Origin of the sequence: Cobetia sp. BMC6 (assembly GCF_029991385.1) — a bacterium.
GTDB lineage: Bacteria > Pseudomonadota > Gammaproteobacteria > Pseudomonadales > Halomonadaceae > Cobetia.
Map to the genome: position 1 here is coordinate 252,394 of NZ_JAKUMF010000001.1, position 16,172 is coordinate 268,565.

The following is a 16,172-nucleotide window of genomic DNA, read 5'->3' on the forward strand; positions in this document are numbered from 1 at the left end:
ACGGGCCGTGCTCAGCTCACGCGCGGGGCGGAACTTGCAGCAGCGGCAGTGTCGACTGCCGTGGCGACGCGATTGCAGGGGCATCGCTGGGCAGCAAGCAAGAAATGCCGGTGGGCAATTCATGAGAGACGCCGGGCGCGCACCGTGGTGCGGCCCCTTTTCTGCAGGCCAGATTGGCCGCAGAAGAACGATGGCGGGTCGAGCGCTGGGGAACGCCTGGCCTTCATCGTGCTGCTCTCATCACTTCGAACGTCTACTCGGCGTCCCTGGACGTCACCCGCCTTCTCGCGAAGGGGCGGGTCACTCCGGTGTCTGCTCGCGAGTCCGTGGCGGTCGCCGTCGCTTGCTCCCTTGAAGTTGCCGGGATGGCAGGCGTCAGTCTCGTCGGCATCTGCCGGGTCCGCTTTCCTGTGACGGTTGCAGGCATCCCGTCTTGCTGCCGCCGGTCGAGATCGGCAGCGGAGGGGAGCTCAGCAGTCAGGAAAACGCGACTCACATCATCACGCCGTGTAATGCTCAAAGCCTTGCAGAATTATTTTAATTGATTGTTCAATAAAAATATAACCCCCCTTTGGGGAAAAAGGCAGTGCAACTGTCGCTTCCACTTATCCTCGTGTCGCGATCACGTCGCCGCGAGGCCCGATGGCAGAGCCTCGCAGGCGCGGTGTCGTGCTCGGAAAAATCGCTGTCGGTAAAAGGACACAACGACGCCGCCCCGACCACAGAATCGTGGCCGGGGCGGCGAAAGTGACGTCAGCAGGGCAGCTGAATGGCTGTGTCCGGGGGCGTGGATTGTCCGGTTCTTACCTCGCCGGGCCCACGATCAGCCGGCTTTCAGCTGCCCGGGTGATGGCCTGACTCAGGCATCTTCAGACTGGTCGGCGTCATGCATCGGGCCGCGCTTCATGTCGCCGCCCTTCATGTCACCCTTCATGCCACCATGATGCTTGCCAGCGTGATGGCGCATGCCATTGGCCATGAAGGCTTCCAGCGCATCGAGCTGCTCGGCGGACAGCACATCGGCGAGTTTCTCGCGGCCTTCCTCACGCAGTTCCAGGCGCTGCTCCTTCATTTCCTTGCGCATTTCCTGGCGGGCGGCGACACGCTCCTCTTTGGTGTCGGCGTCCTGCATGGCATCACGCATGTCGTCGTGCATCTCTTTCATGCTGTCATGCATCTCGTCACGCATTTCCTTGCGGACTTCCTTGAGCGCCTGCATCTGGTCATCGCTCAGGTTCCAGCTGGCCAGCAGCGCCTTCATGCCTTCCTGCTGCTGACGGTCGGCCATCTTCGGACCGCGCTTGTCACGCTGGTGCATCAGGTCCAGCACCTTGATCTGGTCTGCATCCAGCACCTTGGCCAGACGATCGTGCTGGGTCTTGCGCAGTTCCTCGAAGGCGGCCTTGCGCGCTTCACGCGAGTCGAAGTCGGTCTTCTTGAGTGACTCCATGTCGTCACGCATGGACTTGAAGGAGTCCTTGAGCGCGCTGCGTTGGTCGTCATCCAGGTCCCAGCTGTCGAACAGGGCGCCCATCAGCTGCATGCGCTGCTTGCCGTCGTCGGCCATATGCTTGCCGCCACGCTCGCCGGCCATGTGCTTGCCGCCGCGTTCGCCGCCACGCTCGTCGGCATGCTTGCCTTCGCCGTGACGTTTGCCGTCATGCTTGCCCATGTGCTTGCCGTGCATCGGCTTGCCGGCAGCCCAGTAGGCTTCGAGCACCTTGACCTGATTCTCGTCGAGAATCTCTGCCAGGGCGGCCTTGTGTTCTTCACGCTGTGCCTGGATGGCGTCGCGGCGCGCTTCGCGGGAGTCGAACTTCTGCTCCTTGAGCTGCTTGCGGCTTTCCATCTGCTGTTGCTTGAGTGCGTCGAGCTGTTGCTGCTGTTCATCGCTGAGATGCCAGCTGGCGAGAATCTTGTCGAGGCCTTCCTTGCGGTCGGCGCCGTCATGGTGCTTGTCGTTGCTTGAGGCCACGGCGGTCATCGGCAGTGCCAGGGCGGTCAGCAGACCGGAAACGATGAGCTTGCGAGAAATGCGGTTCATGGCGTACTCCGAGTGTCTAGATAAAGGGCCGGAATCAAGCGATAAGAGCATTATCAGCAGTGAATGTGCCGGCATTGTGCAACGTTTCATGGGGTTGCGTGCAACGCGCCTGGGCGGAACATGCAACGGCTTGCTGTGTCTTTTCTGCAGCGTGATCTTGTGGCCTGAATCCTGTAGAGACTGAATCCTGTAGGGACTGAGTCCTTGATCAAGGTGATGACGCCAGGTTTCAACCCGGGGCACTCAGACGCGGTTGCCATCAGCCACCGTGGTGGCGCTTCTTCGCCGCCTTAGCGTTCGCCTGGGCATTCGCCGGATAGTGGCGGTCGAACTGCTGGTGGAAGCGCTGGGTCTGATGGCGGTTCAGGACGCGATCGACATCGGCCAGGTAGGCCTTGCGCGCCTTGGTAAGCGCCTTGGCGTCGTGGTGGCTTTTAGCGGCCTGACGTTGCTGGCGATAGTGGCGATATTGCTTGTCGAGGGTGGCACGCTGGCTGACGTTCAGGCTGATGCCATCCAGCAGCACGTTCAGCGAGACATCGGCGGCGCTGGCACTGGTCACGCTCAGCGGTGATGCCATCAGCATGACGCTCAGTACGCCGGCACCGATCAGGCGAGTGCGGGAGAGAGCACGATTGGCAGGACTGTGGGACATGACGAATACCTCACTTGTGGCGTAGACCCGCGCTTGAGCAGCAGTAAATGGCTCTCGCTTAGGCAGTGATGACAGTATCCGTCGCAGTTGGACAGCAAGTTCGCACCGTGGGTGCAACAAAAACGCAACCGCCGTCTGTGGTCACAGACGGCGGTTGTCATGTTTCTGAAAGGTTTCAGGGCCTGCGCGAGGCGAGATATCAGTCCAGCACGTCAGGCTCGAACTTGTAGCCGACCCCATAGATGGAGCGAATCACGTCGCGCTCCGGCCAGACATTGGCGATCTTGCGGCGCAGCTTCTTGACGTGGGAATCCACCGTGCGCTCGGAGACGATGCGGTGGTCGCGGTACATGTGGTCCATCAGCTGGTCGCGGGAGAAGATGCGCCCCGGCGACTGCATCATCACCTTGAGCAGCTGGAACTCGACTGCGGTCAGGCCCAGGTCACTGCCATCGGCCAGTGCCTGCCAACCTTCCTCATTGAGCACCAGCTGGCCCTTGTCGGAGGTCTGCGAGAGGGTCTGATCAAGCGCCTGGCTGCGACGCAGCACGGCCTTGATGCGCGCCACCACCTCACGCGGACTGAAGGGTTTGCAGATGTAGTCATCGGCGCCCAGCTCCAGCCCCAGCAGGCGGTCCACTTCCTCGACCCGCGCGGTCAGCATCACGATGGGCAGCAGGTTGTCCTCGGCCCGCAGCTGGCGGCACAGGGTCAGGCCGTCGGTGCCCGGCAGCATGAGGTCCAGCAATACCAAGGCGGGTGTCTCGTCATTGACCGCCGCGATGACGGCGTTGCCGTCGTCGACATGCCGGGTGCGATACCCGCTGCCGTCCAGATAATCGCACAGCAGGCTGGCGATCTTGGGCTCGTCTTCCACCACCAGAATCAGCGGTTTCTGGGTCTCGGCCCGGGCGTCAGGGGTGTCGGCGTGAACGTCGCTCATGGTCAAGAGTCCTTGCAGATGAAAATGACTGTTTCAAGTAGACAACAGCGGCAGGCGAATGTCCCATCGCAGTCCGCCCAGTGATGACTGCCCCGGTACCAGCTGGCCATCATGCGCACTGACCAGCGCGCTGGCGATCGACAGGCCCAGGCCTGAACCCCCGCTGGAGCGATTGCGCGAGTTCTCGACCCGATACAGGCGCTCGGTGAGGTGGGCAAGCTCGGCCTCTGGCACGCCGGGGCTCGAGTCTTCCCAGCGCACGACCGCCCAGCCGGGGTGACCGGCGCCGTCCCCGGGTGAGGCAGCCTCGCGCAGCAGGCTGACCTTCAACTTGCCGGGCGAGTCGGTATAGGCGCGAGTGTTGCTGGCCAGGTTGCTCCACAGCTGATGCAGGCGCTGCATGTCGCCCTGCACGCGCAGCGGCAGCTGGATGTCGGTCTCAAGCTGGATGCCGCTGTCTTCCAGCCAGCCGCGCAGGTCGTCCAGGCTATCGTTGAGCTGGGCATTCAGCTCCAGCGGCTCGCGCCAGGCTTCCAGCGTGCCGGCGTCGCTCTGGGCCAGCAGGCGCAGATCCGACACCAGGCGGTTGAGAGCGTCCACTTCCTGTTCCAGCGAGCCGAGACTTGATTGGCTCATCGGACGGAAGCCGTCCTGCATGGCCTCTATCTCGCCCTTGAGCACCGCCAATGGCGTGCGCAGCTCATGGGAGATGTCACTCACCCAGCGCTGGCGGGAATCGCGGTTGGTCTCAAGCGTCTGCGCCAGCGCATTGAAGTCACCGGCCAGCCGCGACAGCTCATCCCGGCCGCGCACCGGCAGACGGGTGGCATAGTCGCCGCTCGACAGACGGCTGGCGCCACTGGCGAGGTCCCGCACCCGATGGCCGAGCCACCAGGCGATGCCGGCCGCCGCCAGCAGTGAGGCGAAGGTGGAGGACAGGATGATGGTCGCCAGGTTGCGCGATTGGCGCTCCAGATACTGGTCCTTGCCGCGGCGCAGGAATTCACTCACCGGCAGGTAGCCCAGCTCGCCGATCTTCTTGCCGTCCAGCATCAGATCCTTGAACTGCATGCCGGGGGCAGGGCGTGGCGGCCCATTGAGGCGCTGGCCGCGGGTATCGCGCAGCATGTAGTCCTGGGGGCGATCGAGGTTGGCGCCCGGCGGTGTCTCGAATCTGTCCGCCGGCGCCTGGGAATGCACGATGCGCCCCCAGTTGCGCCGGCTTTTCATCCACTCCCAGTTGCCTTCCGCGGCGTAGCCGCTGACCAGGTCGGACGAGATCAGCTCGATGCGCTCCTGCTGGGTCTGCTCCAGATACTCCGCGAACCCTCTGTCCATGCTGTGGGAGATGAACATGTAGATGCTGCCGCCGATCACGACATTGGTCAGCAGCAGGATCACGAACAGCCGCACTGACAGCCGTGAGTGCCAGGCGGTGACGGTGGGCATCATGATGGTTGTTCCTCCTGACGCGGGGTGCGGGGCGGCAGCCCCAGCAGGCGGCGCAGATTGTGCTGCAGGTCTTCCAGCAGCAGATAGAGCGAGGGCACCAGGATCAGCAGGATCACGGTCGCGAACAGGATGCCGAAGCCGATGGAGACCGCCATCGGGATCATGAAGCGCGCCTGGCGTGAGGTCTCGAAGATCATCGGCGCCAGGCCGAAGAAGGTGGTCAGCGTCGTCAACAGGATGGGACGCAGACGCCGTGTGGCCGCCATGATGATCGCCTCACGCGCGGTGGCACCGGCCAGACGCTGGCGGTTGGCGTAGTCGATCAGCACCAGGGCGTCGTTGATGACGATGCCCGACAGCGCCAGCATGCCCATCAGGCTGATCACCGACAGGCCATAGCCCATCAGCTGATGGCCGATGACCGCGCCGATCAGGCCGAAGGGAATCGCCGTCATCACCAGCAGCGGTTGCAGATAGCTTCTGAACGGTAGCGCCAGCAGCAGATAGAGGGCTGCCAGCGTCAGCAGCAACGACACCTGCAGTGACCCCAGGTTGTCGGCAGTCTCTTCCTGACGCCCGCCATAACCGATGCTCAGGCTCGGATACTGGCTCTTCAGCTGGGGATAGACGTCGCTTTCCAGGCTGGTGATCACCTGACTGACCGCGTCGGACGGGGTCACGTTGGCGGTGACCTCGATCACGCGGCGGCCATCGATGCGCAGGATGCTGGACGCGGCGCGTCCCTGCTCGATGTCGGCCACCAGCCCCAGGGGCACGCTGACGCCGTTGCCGGTCTGCACGCCGAAGTTCTCCAGCTGGGCAAGGCTTGCGCGCTGCTCTTCGGGCAGCAGCACCTTGACCTCGACCTCATTGCGGCCCTGCTGCTGCTTGAGGGCGGTCGCGCCGGACAGCGGGCCGCGCAGCTGGTTGGCCAGGGTGGCGCCATCCAGTCCCAGCGAGCGGCCGTAGGCATTGAGCTGCAGATAGAGCTCGCGCTTGCCGTCATCCAGACCGCTGTCGATGTCCGACAGCGAGCTGTAATCCTCAAGCGACGTCGCCAGTGACTCGGCGGCGGCCATCAGCGCGCCGCTGTCAGAGGAGGAAAGGCGGATGGTGAGGCCCGCGCCGCGCCCCGGCCCGCCGATATCGGATTCGAACAGCAGCGACTCGGTATTGGCGATGGTACCGGCTTCCTCACGCCAGGCCGTGATCAGCTGCGAGGGCGACCAGTTATCCTCTACCGTGGTGTCGAGGTTGGCGATGATGCTCAGCGAGTTGCCTTCGATCTCGGCGCTGGTGGAGTAGATCGCGGGGGCGTCGTCGCGCTCACGAACCCGCTCCAGCGCGTCCAGCAGCAGGGTGCGTACCTCGCGGTCCTGGCTGATCGGGCTGCCCACCGGCAGGTTGGCGGTGACGCCGGCACGGTTGGACTCGACACGCGGCATCAGCGAGAAGCCGAGGCGGCCACTGGCCATCCAGGCCATCGCCAGCACCAGCAGCGCCAGACCGCAGACGGCGGTCAGACCACGATAGTTCAGGCACCCTTCGAGGAAGGGCTGGAAGCGGCGACGCGTGAAACGCTCCAGCCCGTGCTGGACGCCATGGCGCACGCGGTCCAGCGGTGCCAGCCAGCGTATCGGTTTCTCGCTGGTGTGGCCCAGGTGCGCGGGCAGGATGAAGATCGCTTCGATCCAGCTCAGCGCGAAGATGCTGATCACCACCAGCGGGATGATGCCGAATACCAGCCCGAGGAAGCCGGGCAGGAACAGCAGCGGAATGAAGGCCACGATGTTGGACAGGATCGAGAACGCCAGCGGCACCGCGATCTCGCGCGCGCCGAGAATGGCGGCTTCGCGCATGCTGGCGCCGCGCTCGCGGTGCGAGTGGATGTTCTCGCCGACGATGATGGCGTCATCGACCACGATGCCCAGTGCGATGATGAAGGCGAACATCGAGATCATGTTGATGGATACGCCGACCAGCGGCAGGAACAGCATCGCGCCGAGGAAGGCGGTGGGGATGCCCAGCGTGACCCAGAAGGCGAGACGCGCCTCGAGGAACAGCCCCAGCAGCACCAGCACCAGTACCAGCCCCATCCAGGCATTCTTGAGCAGCAGCTCCAGGCGGTCCTGATAAACCAGCGAGTCATCGTCCTCGACGCTCAGCGTCAGTCCGCGCGGCAGGCTGGCGGTCAATTGCGGCAGCATCGCCATGGTCGCGGTGGACAGCTCGTTGGGCGTCTGGGAGCCGACCTGATAGATGTCGAGACCAATCGCCGGTTCGCCGTCGTAGAGCACTTCCTTGTCGCTGTCGGCGAAGCCGTCGGTGACGGTGGCGATATCGCCCAGACGCACGACATTGCCTTCCTGGCTGGAGATCACCGGCAGTTGCGAGAACTCGGCGGCGCCGTCGCGACGCGCCTCATAGCGCACCAGGTATTCGCCCTGCTGCGTGTCGAGGCTGCCCCCGGCCAGGTTGAGCGCCTGATTGCCGATCAGGCCGGCGATATCCTGATGCGACAGGCCATAGCGACGCAGCGCGCCTTCCTCCAGCGCGACATGCACCTCGCGGTCACGGATGCCGGTCAGCTCCACCTTGGTGATGTCGTCGCTGTCGAGCAGGCTCAGGCGCAGACGCTCGGCGACATTGCGCAGGGTCTGGTCATCGGTCTGGCCATGCAGCTTGAGCTCCATCACGCTGCGCGAGCGGCCTGCCAGCGAGTAGACGGGCGGGTCGGATTCATCGGGCAGGGTAGTGATGCTGTCGATGGCCTGCTGGATGTCCTGATAGGCGCGCATGGTCTCGACGCCGTCCTGCAGCTCGATGGACAGCGAGCCGAGGCCTTCCTCGGCGGTGGCGGTGATCTCCTCGATGCCCTCCACGTCCTGCACCGCGGACTCCATCGCCTGCAACAGGCTTTCGGAGACCTCATCCGGCGTGGCGCCGGAATAGCTGACGCTGACGTTGATGATCTCGAGCTCGAAGGAGGGGAAGACCTCCTTCTTGATCTGACTGGACATCAGCAGGCCGCCAAGAATCAGGCACAGCATCAGCAGGTTGGCGGCGACGCCGTGATCGTGCATCCAGCGGATGGGGCCCTTGAGGCGCGACTGTGCCGTCATGAGTCACTTCCGGTGGTCGTGGCGTTCTGGTCGGCAACCGTGGCGTTCTTGTCGCCAGCTGCGGTGCTCTTGTCGCCAGCCGTCGTCTTGTCGTCAGCCGCCTTGGCATCCGTCGCCCGGGCGGTCGGTGTCGGCGTATCGCCGCGCGCGCGCAGTGCCATGCCGGCTTCGACGCTGCTCAGGGAGCTTGTGATGACGCGCTCGCCGTCCACCAGACCGTCGGCGACCAGCAGGGTGTCATTGCCCAGATGGCGCACGACTACCGGGCGCTTCTCGAGATGATCGTCCGCCGTCAGTACCCAGACCTGTTGGCCGCTGCGCAGCGCACTGATCGGCAGTTCGATCAACGAGGCAGTGCGTCGGGGCGTCAGGGTCGCCTCGACCACATCACCGATGCGCAGCGCCGGGGTGCTGGCGCGCGCTTCTTCGGAGACATTGAGCGCCAGCGGGTCTTCCACCGCCACCATCACCTGGGTCAGCAGGCCGTTTTCTTCCAGCGACGGCAGCACGCTCCACACTTCGCCATGGCGGTGCTGGCCATCCGGCCATGCCTTGCTCGAGATCAGTACCGGCGTGCCCTGGCCATCACGGGCGTGGGTCGAGAGCCACTCCATGTCGGCCTGCGGCAGATTGAGGCGCACCCAGAAGCGGTCGGTGGCCACCAGCGTCAACAGGTCGGTGAAGGCATTGAGATCACTGCCTTCGCCGACCAGACGCTCGCTGATCAGGCCGTCATAGGGGGCGCGAATCTCGGTACGGGCCAGATTGAGCTTGGCCTGATCGCGGCTGGCGCGGGCGCTTTCCACGGCGGCCTGGGCCGACTTGAGCTGAGGCTCGCGCAGCACCAGCGCTTTCTGGGCCGCCGGCAGATTGCGACCGAAGGTCTTGTATTCCGAGGCGGCGCGGATCTGCTCGCCCTTTTCAGAGGCGAGGCTGGCTTCTGCCGTGGCGAGATCCGCCTCGGCCTGACGCAGTGCCAGCTGATAATCCAGTTGATCGAGACTGGCCAGCAGCTGGTTCTTACGGACTTCGCGGCCGGCTTCGATGCCTTCGGGGAAGGGCGCCAGCTGACCGCTGACGCGCGTGGAGACCGTGGTCTGGCGATCGGCGATCACGCGGCCGAAGCCCTCAAGCGTCGGGGCGTTGGCGGCATGGCTGACCGTGACCACCTCGACCGTGGGCGCAGGTGCCTCGCTCGGGGCACGCTTCGGCGCACCGGGGCGATGATTCATCCACCAGGCGGCCAGCGCGATCGCCAGCGCGAGAATGATCAGCGCCAGCAGGCGCATCCAGATCAGGCGCCGCGTGGAGGGTGCGGGGTGGACGGCAGGGGCGGGCGACGCGGAAGACGACGCTGGCGTCTCTGGGCTATGGTCCATGCGGACTCCGAACGAAAAGTGACTGGCCTGATGCGCAGCCGTCTTCTGGCCAGTCGCTTTGGCGTCGGTCAGAGCGGGCGGTGGATCATGGCCATGAAATGCAGACGAATGTGTGGATGATCGCATGATGCCATTCAGGCGCAATGCCAAAATGGGAAATAGCGTGCAACAGGCGCAATCTGCAATTGCGTGATTGGCGCCCCACAAAAAAAAAGCTGCCACACGAAGTGGCAGCTTTTCACGAGTGCGCTTGGCGGGCGGCGCCTGCTGACGGATGAATCGCTCTATCAGTCGGGCAGAACCGCGTGGGCAGGCCAGATTCAGTAGTTGAAATAGTTGAACTGGATGAACGGGATAAACTAGATGAACAGGCCGATCAGCAGCGCCATGCAGACGCCGATCACGCCGATCAGGGTCTCCATCACCGTCCAGCTCTTCAGCGTTTCCTTCTCGGTGAGGCCGAAGTAGCGGCTGACCAGCCAGAAGCCGGAGTCATTGACGTGACTGAGCACGGTGGCGCCACTGGCGATGGCGATCACCACCAGCCCCAGCACCGGGCCGGACAGTGCCAGCGTATCGATCACCGGGGCCATCAGGCCGGCGGCGGTGATCATCGCGACAGTGGCCGAGCCCTGGATGACACGCACGGCGGTGGCGATCAGGAAGGCAAGGAGGATCGGCGGCAGGTTGCTGTCGGCCATCAGGTTGCCGAGCACGTCACCGACCCCGGAATCGATCAGCATCTGCTTGAAGACGCCGCCCGCGCCGGTGACCAGGATGATGATGCCGGCGGGTTCGAGCGCCTTGGTGGCGACTTCCATCACCTGTTCGCGCGTCATGCCACGGCGTGTGCCCAGCAGGGTGAAGGCCATCAGGGTGGCCAGACTCAGTGCCACGAACGGATGGCCGAGAAAGCCCAGCCAGCCGACCAGCGGGCTGTCGTCACCGAACAGGAAGCCCGAGACGGTGTTGAGCACGATCAGCGCCAGCGGCAGCAGCACGATGGACAGGATCAGACCGAAGCCCGGGGCGCGCTGATTGACCTCTTCATCGCTCATCACGCTGCCGGTATTTTCCATGTAATCCGGAATCCTGGCGTCGATGCGCGCCGCGATGAAGCGACCGAAGATCGGCCCCGCGACGATCATCGCCGGCAGGCCGCACAGCGCCCCGAACAGGATGACGTAGCCGAGATCGGCACCGATCAGCTTGGCGACCGCGATCGGCCCCGGGGTCGGCGGAATGAAGGAGTGCGTCACGGCCAGACCGGCGAGCAGCGGAATGCCGTAATAGAGCAACGAGCGGCCGCTGCGGCGTGCCAGCGCGTAGACCAGCGGCACCAGGATGATGAAGGCGACATCCAGGAACACTGGAATCGCGACCAGAAAGCCGGTCAGCGCCAACGCCCATTGTGAGCGTGAGGTGCCGAAACGCCCCAGCAGGGTGTTGGCCATGCGATCGACACCGCCGGACACTTCCAGCATCTTGCCGAACATCGCGCCGAGACCGACCACGGTGGCAACGAAGCCCAGGGTGTTGCCCATGCCGTTGGTGACGGAGTCGATGATGGCGTCGGGCTGCATGCCGGTGGCCAGCCCGACCCCCAGGCTTACCACCAGCAGGGCAACGAAGGCATGCAGGCGCAGGCGCATGACGAGGTAAAGCAGCAGCAGAATGCCGCCGAGGGCGGCAAGGACGAGGGTGCTATCTGGGGACATGATGGCGAACTCTTGCGGCTGGCAACGGCGTGATCATCGGCCATTGCCCAAAGGCGTATTGTGTGAGGCATCGTGGGTCGTGCAGGATGAAAGTTACCGGTAACATTCACACTTACGCAATGATCCGAAAGGTGCATGAGGGGCAAATGCCTGTCGCGTCTGGCAGCTGACTGCCCGCCAACGGGCAGTCGCTCAGTGCGCGACAGCCGTCCCGAGGCGCCGGACAAGGGGTTGATCGGCAACATCGGCTACGCTGGTGGGCCATCGTTTTCATTCAGGGGGAGAGGGTTTTCATGCAGCAGCAGGCAGAAGGAGCATCAGCGGTCGCGTCGATGCCGACCAGGTCAGAGGCTCTGGCCGCCCAGGGGGGCGTGCGGCTTGTGGTCATGGGGGTGTCGGGCTGTGGCAAGTCACATGTCGGGCAGCAGCTGGCCGCGTGCCTGGGCGCGCAGTTCATCGATGGCGACGATTATCACGGTGAGGCCAACGTGGCCAAGATGGCGCGCGGCATTCCGCTGGATGACGATGATCGCCATGGCTGGCTGGCCCGTCTGACGGAGCTGATCGAGGCGGCGCGCCACGACGGGCGCAGTCTGGTACTGGCCTGCTCGTCCTTGAAGCGACGCTATCGGGATCAACTGCGTGGCGGGGACTCCGCGCTGGGCTTCGTGTTCCTCGAAGGCACGCGCGAGCTGCTGCTGGAGCGCCTCGAGGCGCGAACCGATCATTTCTTCAAGGGCGCTGACATGCTCGACAACCAGCTGGCGACGCTCGAGGTGCCCGGCGACGATGAAGGGCGCATCCATACCCTCGACATCAGTGCCACGCCCCAGGCGCTGGTCGAGAGTGTCTGTCAGCAGATCCTCGACGCGCCAGAGCGCTAGTCGGTCGCCGGACGTCTTACGGTGCCAGGCTGCCACCTTTCTGAAGACTGAAGCCCAGGTCTTCCCACAGGCCGTGGGGCGTGGCGTCGAGATCACCGCTCAAGCGCGCCAGCAACAGGGCGGCGGCGCGCTCGCCGATCTCGCGGCGTGGCGTGACCACGCTGGCCAGCGGCGGCCAGGTGCCGCGGGTCATCTCCAGGCCGTTGAAGCCGGCCAGCGCCAGCTGGTCGGGCACCGACAGGCCGCGGCGCTGACACTCGAACAGCCCGCCGGCTGCCAGGTCGTCATTGCAGCAGAACACGGCCTGGGTCTCGGGCCAGCGGGTCAGCATCTCGTCGAGCAGCTCGCCGCCCATGCGCACGCTGGAAGGGGCATCGGTGGTCAGAAGCGCCTGCTGTGACAGGCCGGCGGCCTCCAGTGCCGCGCGCCAGCCACCCAGGCGCTGTTCGACGCGGCGATCCATGCGCGCACCGAGAAAGCCGATATGGCGATGGCCCAGGGCGATCATGGCCTCGGTCATCGCGCGCCCAGCGGCATGCTGGTCCAGCCCCACCGCCATGTCGAGCGGCGCCTCGCGCTTCTCCATGCACTCCACTACCGCACAGCCCGAGCGCGCGATCATCTCGCGGGTACGAGGGCTATGGCGACTGCCGCACAGCACCAACCCGTCGATGCCGAAGGAGAGCCAGGTCTCGATCAGGCGCTCCTCTTCCTGCATCGAATAACCGGTGTGGCCGATCAGCAGCTGATAGCCTGCAGCCGCGAGCGGGGCTTCCAGACCGCGATGCAGTTCAGAGAATACGGCGTTGGAGAGCGAAGGAATCAGCAGTGCGATCAGCCGCGAGTGACCGCTGGCGAGGCTGCCGGCCTGACGATTGGGCATGTAACCCAGCTCGCGGGCACATTCGGTTACCCGCTCGCGCATCGCGGCGGACACCTTCTCGGGCTGATTGAGCGCGCGCGACACCGTGACCTTGGTGACGCCCAGTCGGGCGGCGATATCGGCCAGGGTAACGCGCTTGAGGCGGGAAGCTTTGTGTGGCTGAGAGGGCATGGACATTCAGGCGGCTGCGAAGGAGGTCAAGAGTGTCCCTGTTAAGGCGGCCCGGGAGCAAGCCTTGCCCGACGGATCAGACGTGACTCAGCGAGAGCAGGAACAGGATCATCGGCGGCGCCGCCAGCGACAGCAGGAAGCCCGAGACGACGGCGACCGGGACGCAGGCCACGCCGCCGGTCTGCTGGATCACCGGTAGCGTGAAGTCCATCGAGGTGGCTCCACCGATGCCGATGGCAAGCGGCGTGTAGCGCTGGATGGTCAGGGGGATCAGCACGAAGGCCAGCAGCTCGCGCGCCAGATCATTGAAGAAGGCGGCGCCGCCGAGAATCGGCCCAAGCTGATCGCCGACCAGGATTCCCGACAGCGAGTACCAGCCGAAGCCGGCCGAGATCGCCATGCCCTGATTCCACTCCAGCGCCAGCAGAGGCGCCGCCAGCAGGCCACCGAGCAGCGAGCTGGCCATTACCGTCAGCGCGATGATCAGGCCATGCCGATTGAGCAGGATCTGGCGCAGGCTCATGCCGGAGCTTCTGAGCTGGCAGCCGATCAGCGCCAGCAGCACATAGAGGGCCCATTCGGCGAGGGTGTCGGTATCCAGCTGGGTGCCGAAGGTCTTGAGCAGCACGCCGGCGCCGACGCCGAGCGCGACCACGGCGGCAAGGGTCAGCGAGCCGGACAGCGCCTGCCAGCGGGTCATCGGCGCGCCATCCACCGCCTGGGCGGGATTGGCGCGCAGCGGGCTGCGGCGCGACAGCCACCACAGCGCCAGCAGGTTCAGCGGCGTGATGATGGCGAACAGCGTCAGCGCCTGACCGCTCATGGCGGCCATGCCGACACTCAACTGCTCCAGTGCCGCCAGCCCCATGCCCATCAGGAACAGGATGAGATAGATGGAGGCATTGACCAGCCGGTTGACCACCGCCAGGCGGCCAGGATCGGTGAGACGTACCAGATAGCCGAGTATCAGCGGCAGCAGAATGAAGATGAGACCCGACAGCATGACCCTTCCCTGGCATTGCCACCCGGATAGCAGGGTGGCGCAAGTGATTGATTGGCGGTGAATACCGCCGAAGGACCTTACTATATCGGTTGGCGTGGGGTCTGGATAACCCCGCCATCAGCATTGCGCGAGAGACTTGCTGATGGCGTATCAGCGGGGCTTATGATCAGCCACTCGAGAAGCGGGAGCTTTCATCACTGGCGGGCGCTGCTCAGCTGGTTCAGGGTCAGATGGGCCGAGCGCGGCGGCACCTCGCCGTTGTGGTCGCCGTCCTTGTCCATGACGCCTTCGTAGTCGAGGTAATCGAGGCCGACCATCAGGCCCGGCCAGCGCGGCGCCAGCCAGATACGGTAGTGCTTGTGCTCACGATGCTGGCGCCATGCCTCGATGCGCAGGGTGCGGAAGGTACGCTGCGCCGCCTGGCGCGTTTCCTGACCCTGGATCTCGTACATCAAGGTGCGCTGGCGGCCCTTGTGGTCGAGATAATCCAGAGAGCAGGGCGTCGCGGGCAGACAGGCCTGCTCGCTCCATTGGCTGTCGACCTGCTGGCTCAGCAGCACCAGCAGGCTCTGACGGTCAGGAAGGCGGGCATCGCCTGCCTGCGGCGCTTCCCGGTTGTAGTCCTTGCCGATGCCGGCCAGGCGATAGCCGGAGCGATAGCCCTCGGGCAGCAGGCGACCCTCCGCGAGCGTGAAACGGCCCTGCTCATAGCCACTGGCAACCTTGATGGAGGCCTCCATGCTGGCAATGTACAGCTCGCCGCTCTGGCTGACGCGCTGGGTGATGGGCACATCCGGCCAGCCATCCAGCACCAGGGTGTAGTAGGCGGTGAAGGGCACCGGCGCGATGCTGGCGACAGGCGCCAGGGGCGTGTCAGGGCTGACGGCGGCCTCATCGTTGGCCGCCTGGGCACTGCCTGCCGACAGCAGCAGCGCTACCAGGCCTGCACGGCACAGGCGCTGCCATGTCGAGGGTCGATCAGCGCGGGTGGCGGTGCAAGCGCCGCGCCGCGCGGGGGCTTGAGAAACGTGAGACAAGGCGAAAGATGGCAGGGTCATGGTGACTCCCGAGACCGGCACTGGAGCCGTGGCCTGTGAATGGGGGTGTCGAGCGGTCAGGCAGCGACGGGGCAGGGCGACTGCACATGATGATGTAATGATGTTGAGGCGATCCACAATCAAGCCAACGCCCGTCAGGCGGCCACGACGATATTTCAGCGCTTGCTCATGTGCAATGGATAGGTACTCTGTAACTGCCTTGTCCTTCCGCCGCGCGCGGCGCGTACCTAGACGTTGGGTCCAATCAGGAGATCATCATGGCCAGCATTGTCATCATTGCCGGGGATTTTGTAGAAGATTACGAGCTGATGGTGCCGTTCCAGGCGCTGCAGGCGATGGGGCATCGCGTGGATGTCGTCTGCCCGGACAAGACGGAAGGCGATATCGTCAAGACCGCCATCCATGACTTCGAGGGTGATCAGACCTACACCGAGAAGCCGGGCCACAACTTCGCGCTCAACGCCAGCTTCGCCGAGATCGCCGTCGAGAGTTACGACGCGCTGCTGATCCCCGGTGGCCGCGCCCCCGAGTATCTGCGTCTGGATGAGCGTGTGCTGGCGATGGTGCGTCACTTCGTCGAGGCCGACAAGCCCATCGCCGCCGTATGTCATGGTCCGCAGCTCTTGGTCGCCGCCATGTCGCTGGAAGGCCATCGCGTCAGCGCCTATCCGGCCTGTGCGCCGGAGGTGACGCTGGCGGGCGGTGAGTTCGTGTCGCTGGAAGTGACCGACGCCGTGACCTCCGGCAAGCTGGTGACCGCACCGGCCTGGCCGGCGCATCCGGAATGGCTGCGTCAGTTCCAGGCGCTGCTGGTGTGATGCGCCCCCGCTAGCGCCCGTCATCGCATCGGATGTGCCTGA

At 64.7% G+C, this 16,172-nt stretch carries 12 protein-coding genes; 2 read left to right on the plus strand and 10 right to left on the minus strand.

Features of this window, described 5'->3' with window-relative positions; translation table 11 throughout:
• Window positions 1-859 precede the first annotated feature (859 nt).
• The 7 genes from MKZ40_RS01090 to MKZ40_RS01120 form a co-directional block, all read right to left on the minus strand.
• A complete protein-coding gene (locus MKZ40_RS01090; protein WP_175089245.1) occupies window positions 860-2,044 on the minus strand; it encodes a Spy/CpxP family protein refolding chaperone in 1,185 nt (394 codons plus the stop codon).
• Between the two features lie 259 nt (window positions 2,045-2,303).
• Complete coding sequence (locus MKZ40_RS01095; protein WP_175089246.1) at window positions 2,304-2,699, minus strand: hypothetical protein; 396 nt, start codon at window positions 2,697-2,699, stop codon at window positions 2,304-2,306.
• A 199-nt stretch (window positions 2,700-2,898) separates the two neighbouring features.
• Window positions 2,899-3,642 carry a response regulator gene (locus MKZ40_RS01100; protein ID WP_175089247.1) on the minus strand — a complete coding sequence of 248 codons (744 nt, stop codon included), beginning with the start codon at window positions 3,640-3,642 and terminating at the stop codon, window positions 2,899-2,901.
• A 33-nt stretch (window positions 3,643-3,675) separates the two neighbouring features.
• Window positions 3,676-5,094, minus strand: coding sequence for an ATP-binding protein (locus tag MKZ40_RS01105; protein WP_175089248.1), 1,419 nt, complete (start codon window positions 5,092-5,094; stop codon window positions 3,676-3,678).
• Entirely contained in the window at window positions 5,091-8,216 is a 3,126-nt protein-coding gene (locus tag MKZ40_RS01110; RefSeq protein WP_254627050.1) for an efflux RND transporter permease subunit, read from the minus strand. Before MKZ40_RS01110 ends, MKZ40_RS01105 begins: the two co-directional genes overlap by 4 nt.
• Window positions 8,213-9,595: an efflux RND transporter periplasmic adaptor subunit gene (locus MKZ40_RS01115; protein ID WP_175089249.1), complete on the minus strand. Its 1,383-nt coding sequence runs from the start codon at window positions 9,593-9,595 to the stop codon at window positions 8,213-8,215. The genes MKZ40_RS01110 and MKZ40_RS01115 overlap by 4 nt, the downstream gene beginning before the upstream one ends.
• Window positions 9,596-9,954: 359 nt before the next feature.
• Entirely contained in the window at window positions 9,955-11,313 is a 1,359-nt protein-coding gene (locus MKZ40_RS01120; protein WP_043334321.1) for a gluconate:H+ symporter, read from the minus strand.
• 332 nt (window positions 11,314-11,645) lie between these two features.
• Between MKZ40_RS01120 and MKZ40_RS01125 the strand changes: the two genes are divergently transcribed.
• Window positions 11,646-12,197 (plus strand): gluconokinase, encoded by a 552-nt coding sequence (locus MKZ40_RS01125; RefSeq protein ID WP_175089250.1) that lies wholly within the window; start codon window positions 11,646-11,648, stop codon window positions 12,195-12,197.
• 16 nt (window positions 12,198-12,213) lie between these two features.
• Here MKZ40_RS01125 and MKZ40_RS01130 read toward each other — a convergent pair whose 3' ends face one another.
• The 3 genes from MKZ40_RS01130 to MKZ40_RS01140 form a co-directional block, all read right to left on the minus strand.
• A complete protein-coding gene (locus MKZ40_RS01130) occupies window positions 12,214-13,251 on the minus strand; it encodes a LacI family DNA-binding transcriptional regulator (RefSeq protein ID WP_175089251.1) in 1,038 nt (345 codons plus the stop codon).
• Between the two features lie 76 nt (window positions 13,252-13,327).
• Entirely contained in the window at window positions 13,328-14,254 is a 927-nt protein-coding gene (locus MKZ40_RS01135; RefSeq protein WP_054555660.1) for a lysine exporter LysO family protein, read from the minus strand.
• A gap of 194 nt (window positions 14,255-14,448) precedes the next feature.
• Complete coding sequence (locus MKZ40_RS01140; protein ID WP_175089252.1) at window positions 14,449-15,312, minus strand: hypothetical protein; 864 nt, start codon at window positions 15,310-15,312, stop codon at window positions 14,449-14,451.
• Window positions 15,313-15,569: 257 nt separating this feature from the next.
• On the opposite strand from MKZ40_RS01140, the gene MKZ40_RS01145 reads away from it, so the two are divergent.
• Window positions 15,570-16,130 (plus strand): DJ-1/PfpI family protein, encoded by a 561-nt coding sequence (locus MKZ40_RS01145; protein ID WP_175089253.1) that lies wholly within the window; start codon window positions 15,570-15,572, stop codon window positions 16,128-16,130.
• Window positions 16,131-16,172: the final 42 nt, after the last annotated feature.

Coding starts and splice junctions, on each gene's coding strand:
- MKZ40_RS01135 (WP_054555660.1), bottom strand. CDS start 14,254: ATGCTGTCGGGTCTCATCTTCATTCTGCTGCCGCTGATACTCGGCTAT.
- MKZ40_RS01115 (WP_175089249.1), bottom strand. CDS start 9,595: ATGGACCATAGCCCAGAGACGCCAGCGTCGTCTTCCGCGTCGCCCGCC.
- MKZ40_RS01095 (WP_175089246.1), bottom strand. CDS start 2,699: ATGTCCCACAGTCCTGCCAATCGTGCTCTCTCCCGCACTCGCCTGATC.
- MKZ40_RS01125 (WP_175089250.1), top strand. CDS start 11,646: ATGCCGACCAGGTCAGAGGCTCTGGCCGCCCAGGGGGGCGTGCGGCTT.
- MKZ40_RS01145 (WP_175089253.1), top strand. CDS start 15,570: ATGGCCAGCATTGTCATCATTGCCGGGGATTTTGTAGAAGATTACGAG.
- MKZ40_RS01130 (WP_175089251.1), bottom strand. CDS start 13,251: ATGCCCTCTCAGCCACACAAAGCTTCCCGCCTCAAGCGCGTTACCCTG.
- MKZ40_RS01140 (WP_175089252.1), bottom strand. CDS start 15,312: ATGACCCTGCCATCTTTCGCCTTGTCTCACGTTTCTCAAGCCCCCGCG.
- MKZ40_RS01105 (WP_175089248.1), bottom strand. CDS start 5,094: ATGATGCCCACCGTCACCGCCTGGCACTCACGGCTGTCAGTGCGGCTG.
- MKZ40_RS01100 (WP_175089247.1), bottom strand. CDS start 3,642: ATGAGCGACGTTCACGCCGACACCCCTGACGCCCGGGCCGAGACCCAG.
- MKZ40_RS01090 (WP_175089245.1), bottom strand. CDS start 2,044: ATGAACCGCATTTCTCGCAAGCTCATCGTTTCCGGTCTGCTGACCGCC.
- MKZ40_RS01110 (WP_254627050.1), bottom strand. CDS start 8,216: ATGACGGCACAGTCGCGCCTCAAGGGCCCCATCCGCTGGATGCACGAT.
- MKZ40_RS01120 (WP_043334321.1), bottom strand. CDS start 11,313: ATGTCCCCAGATAGCACCCTCGTCCTTGCCGCCCTCGGCGGCATTCTG.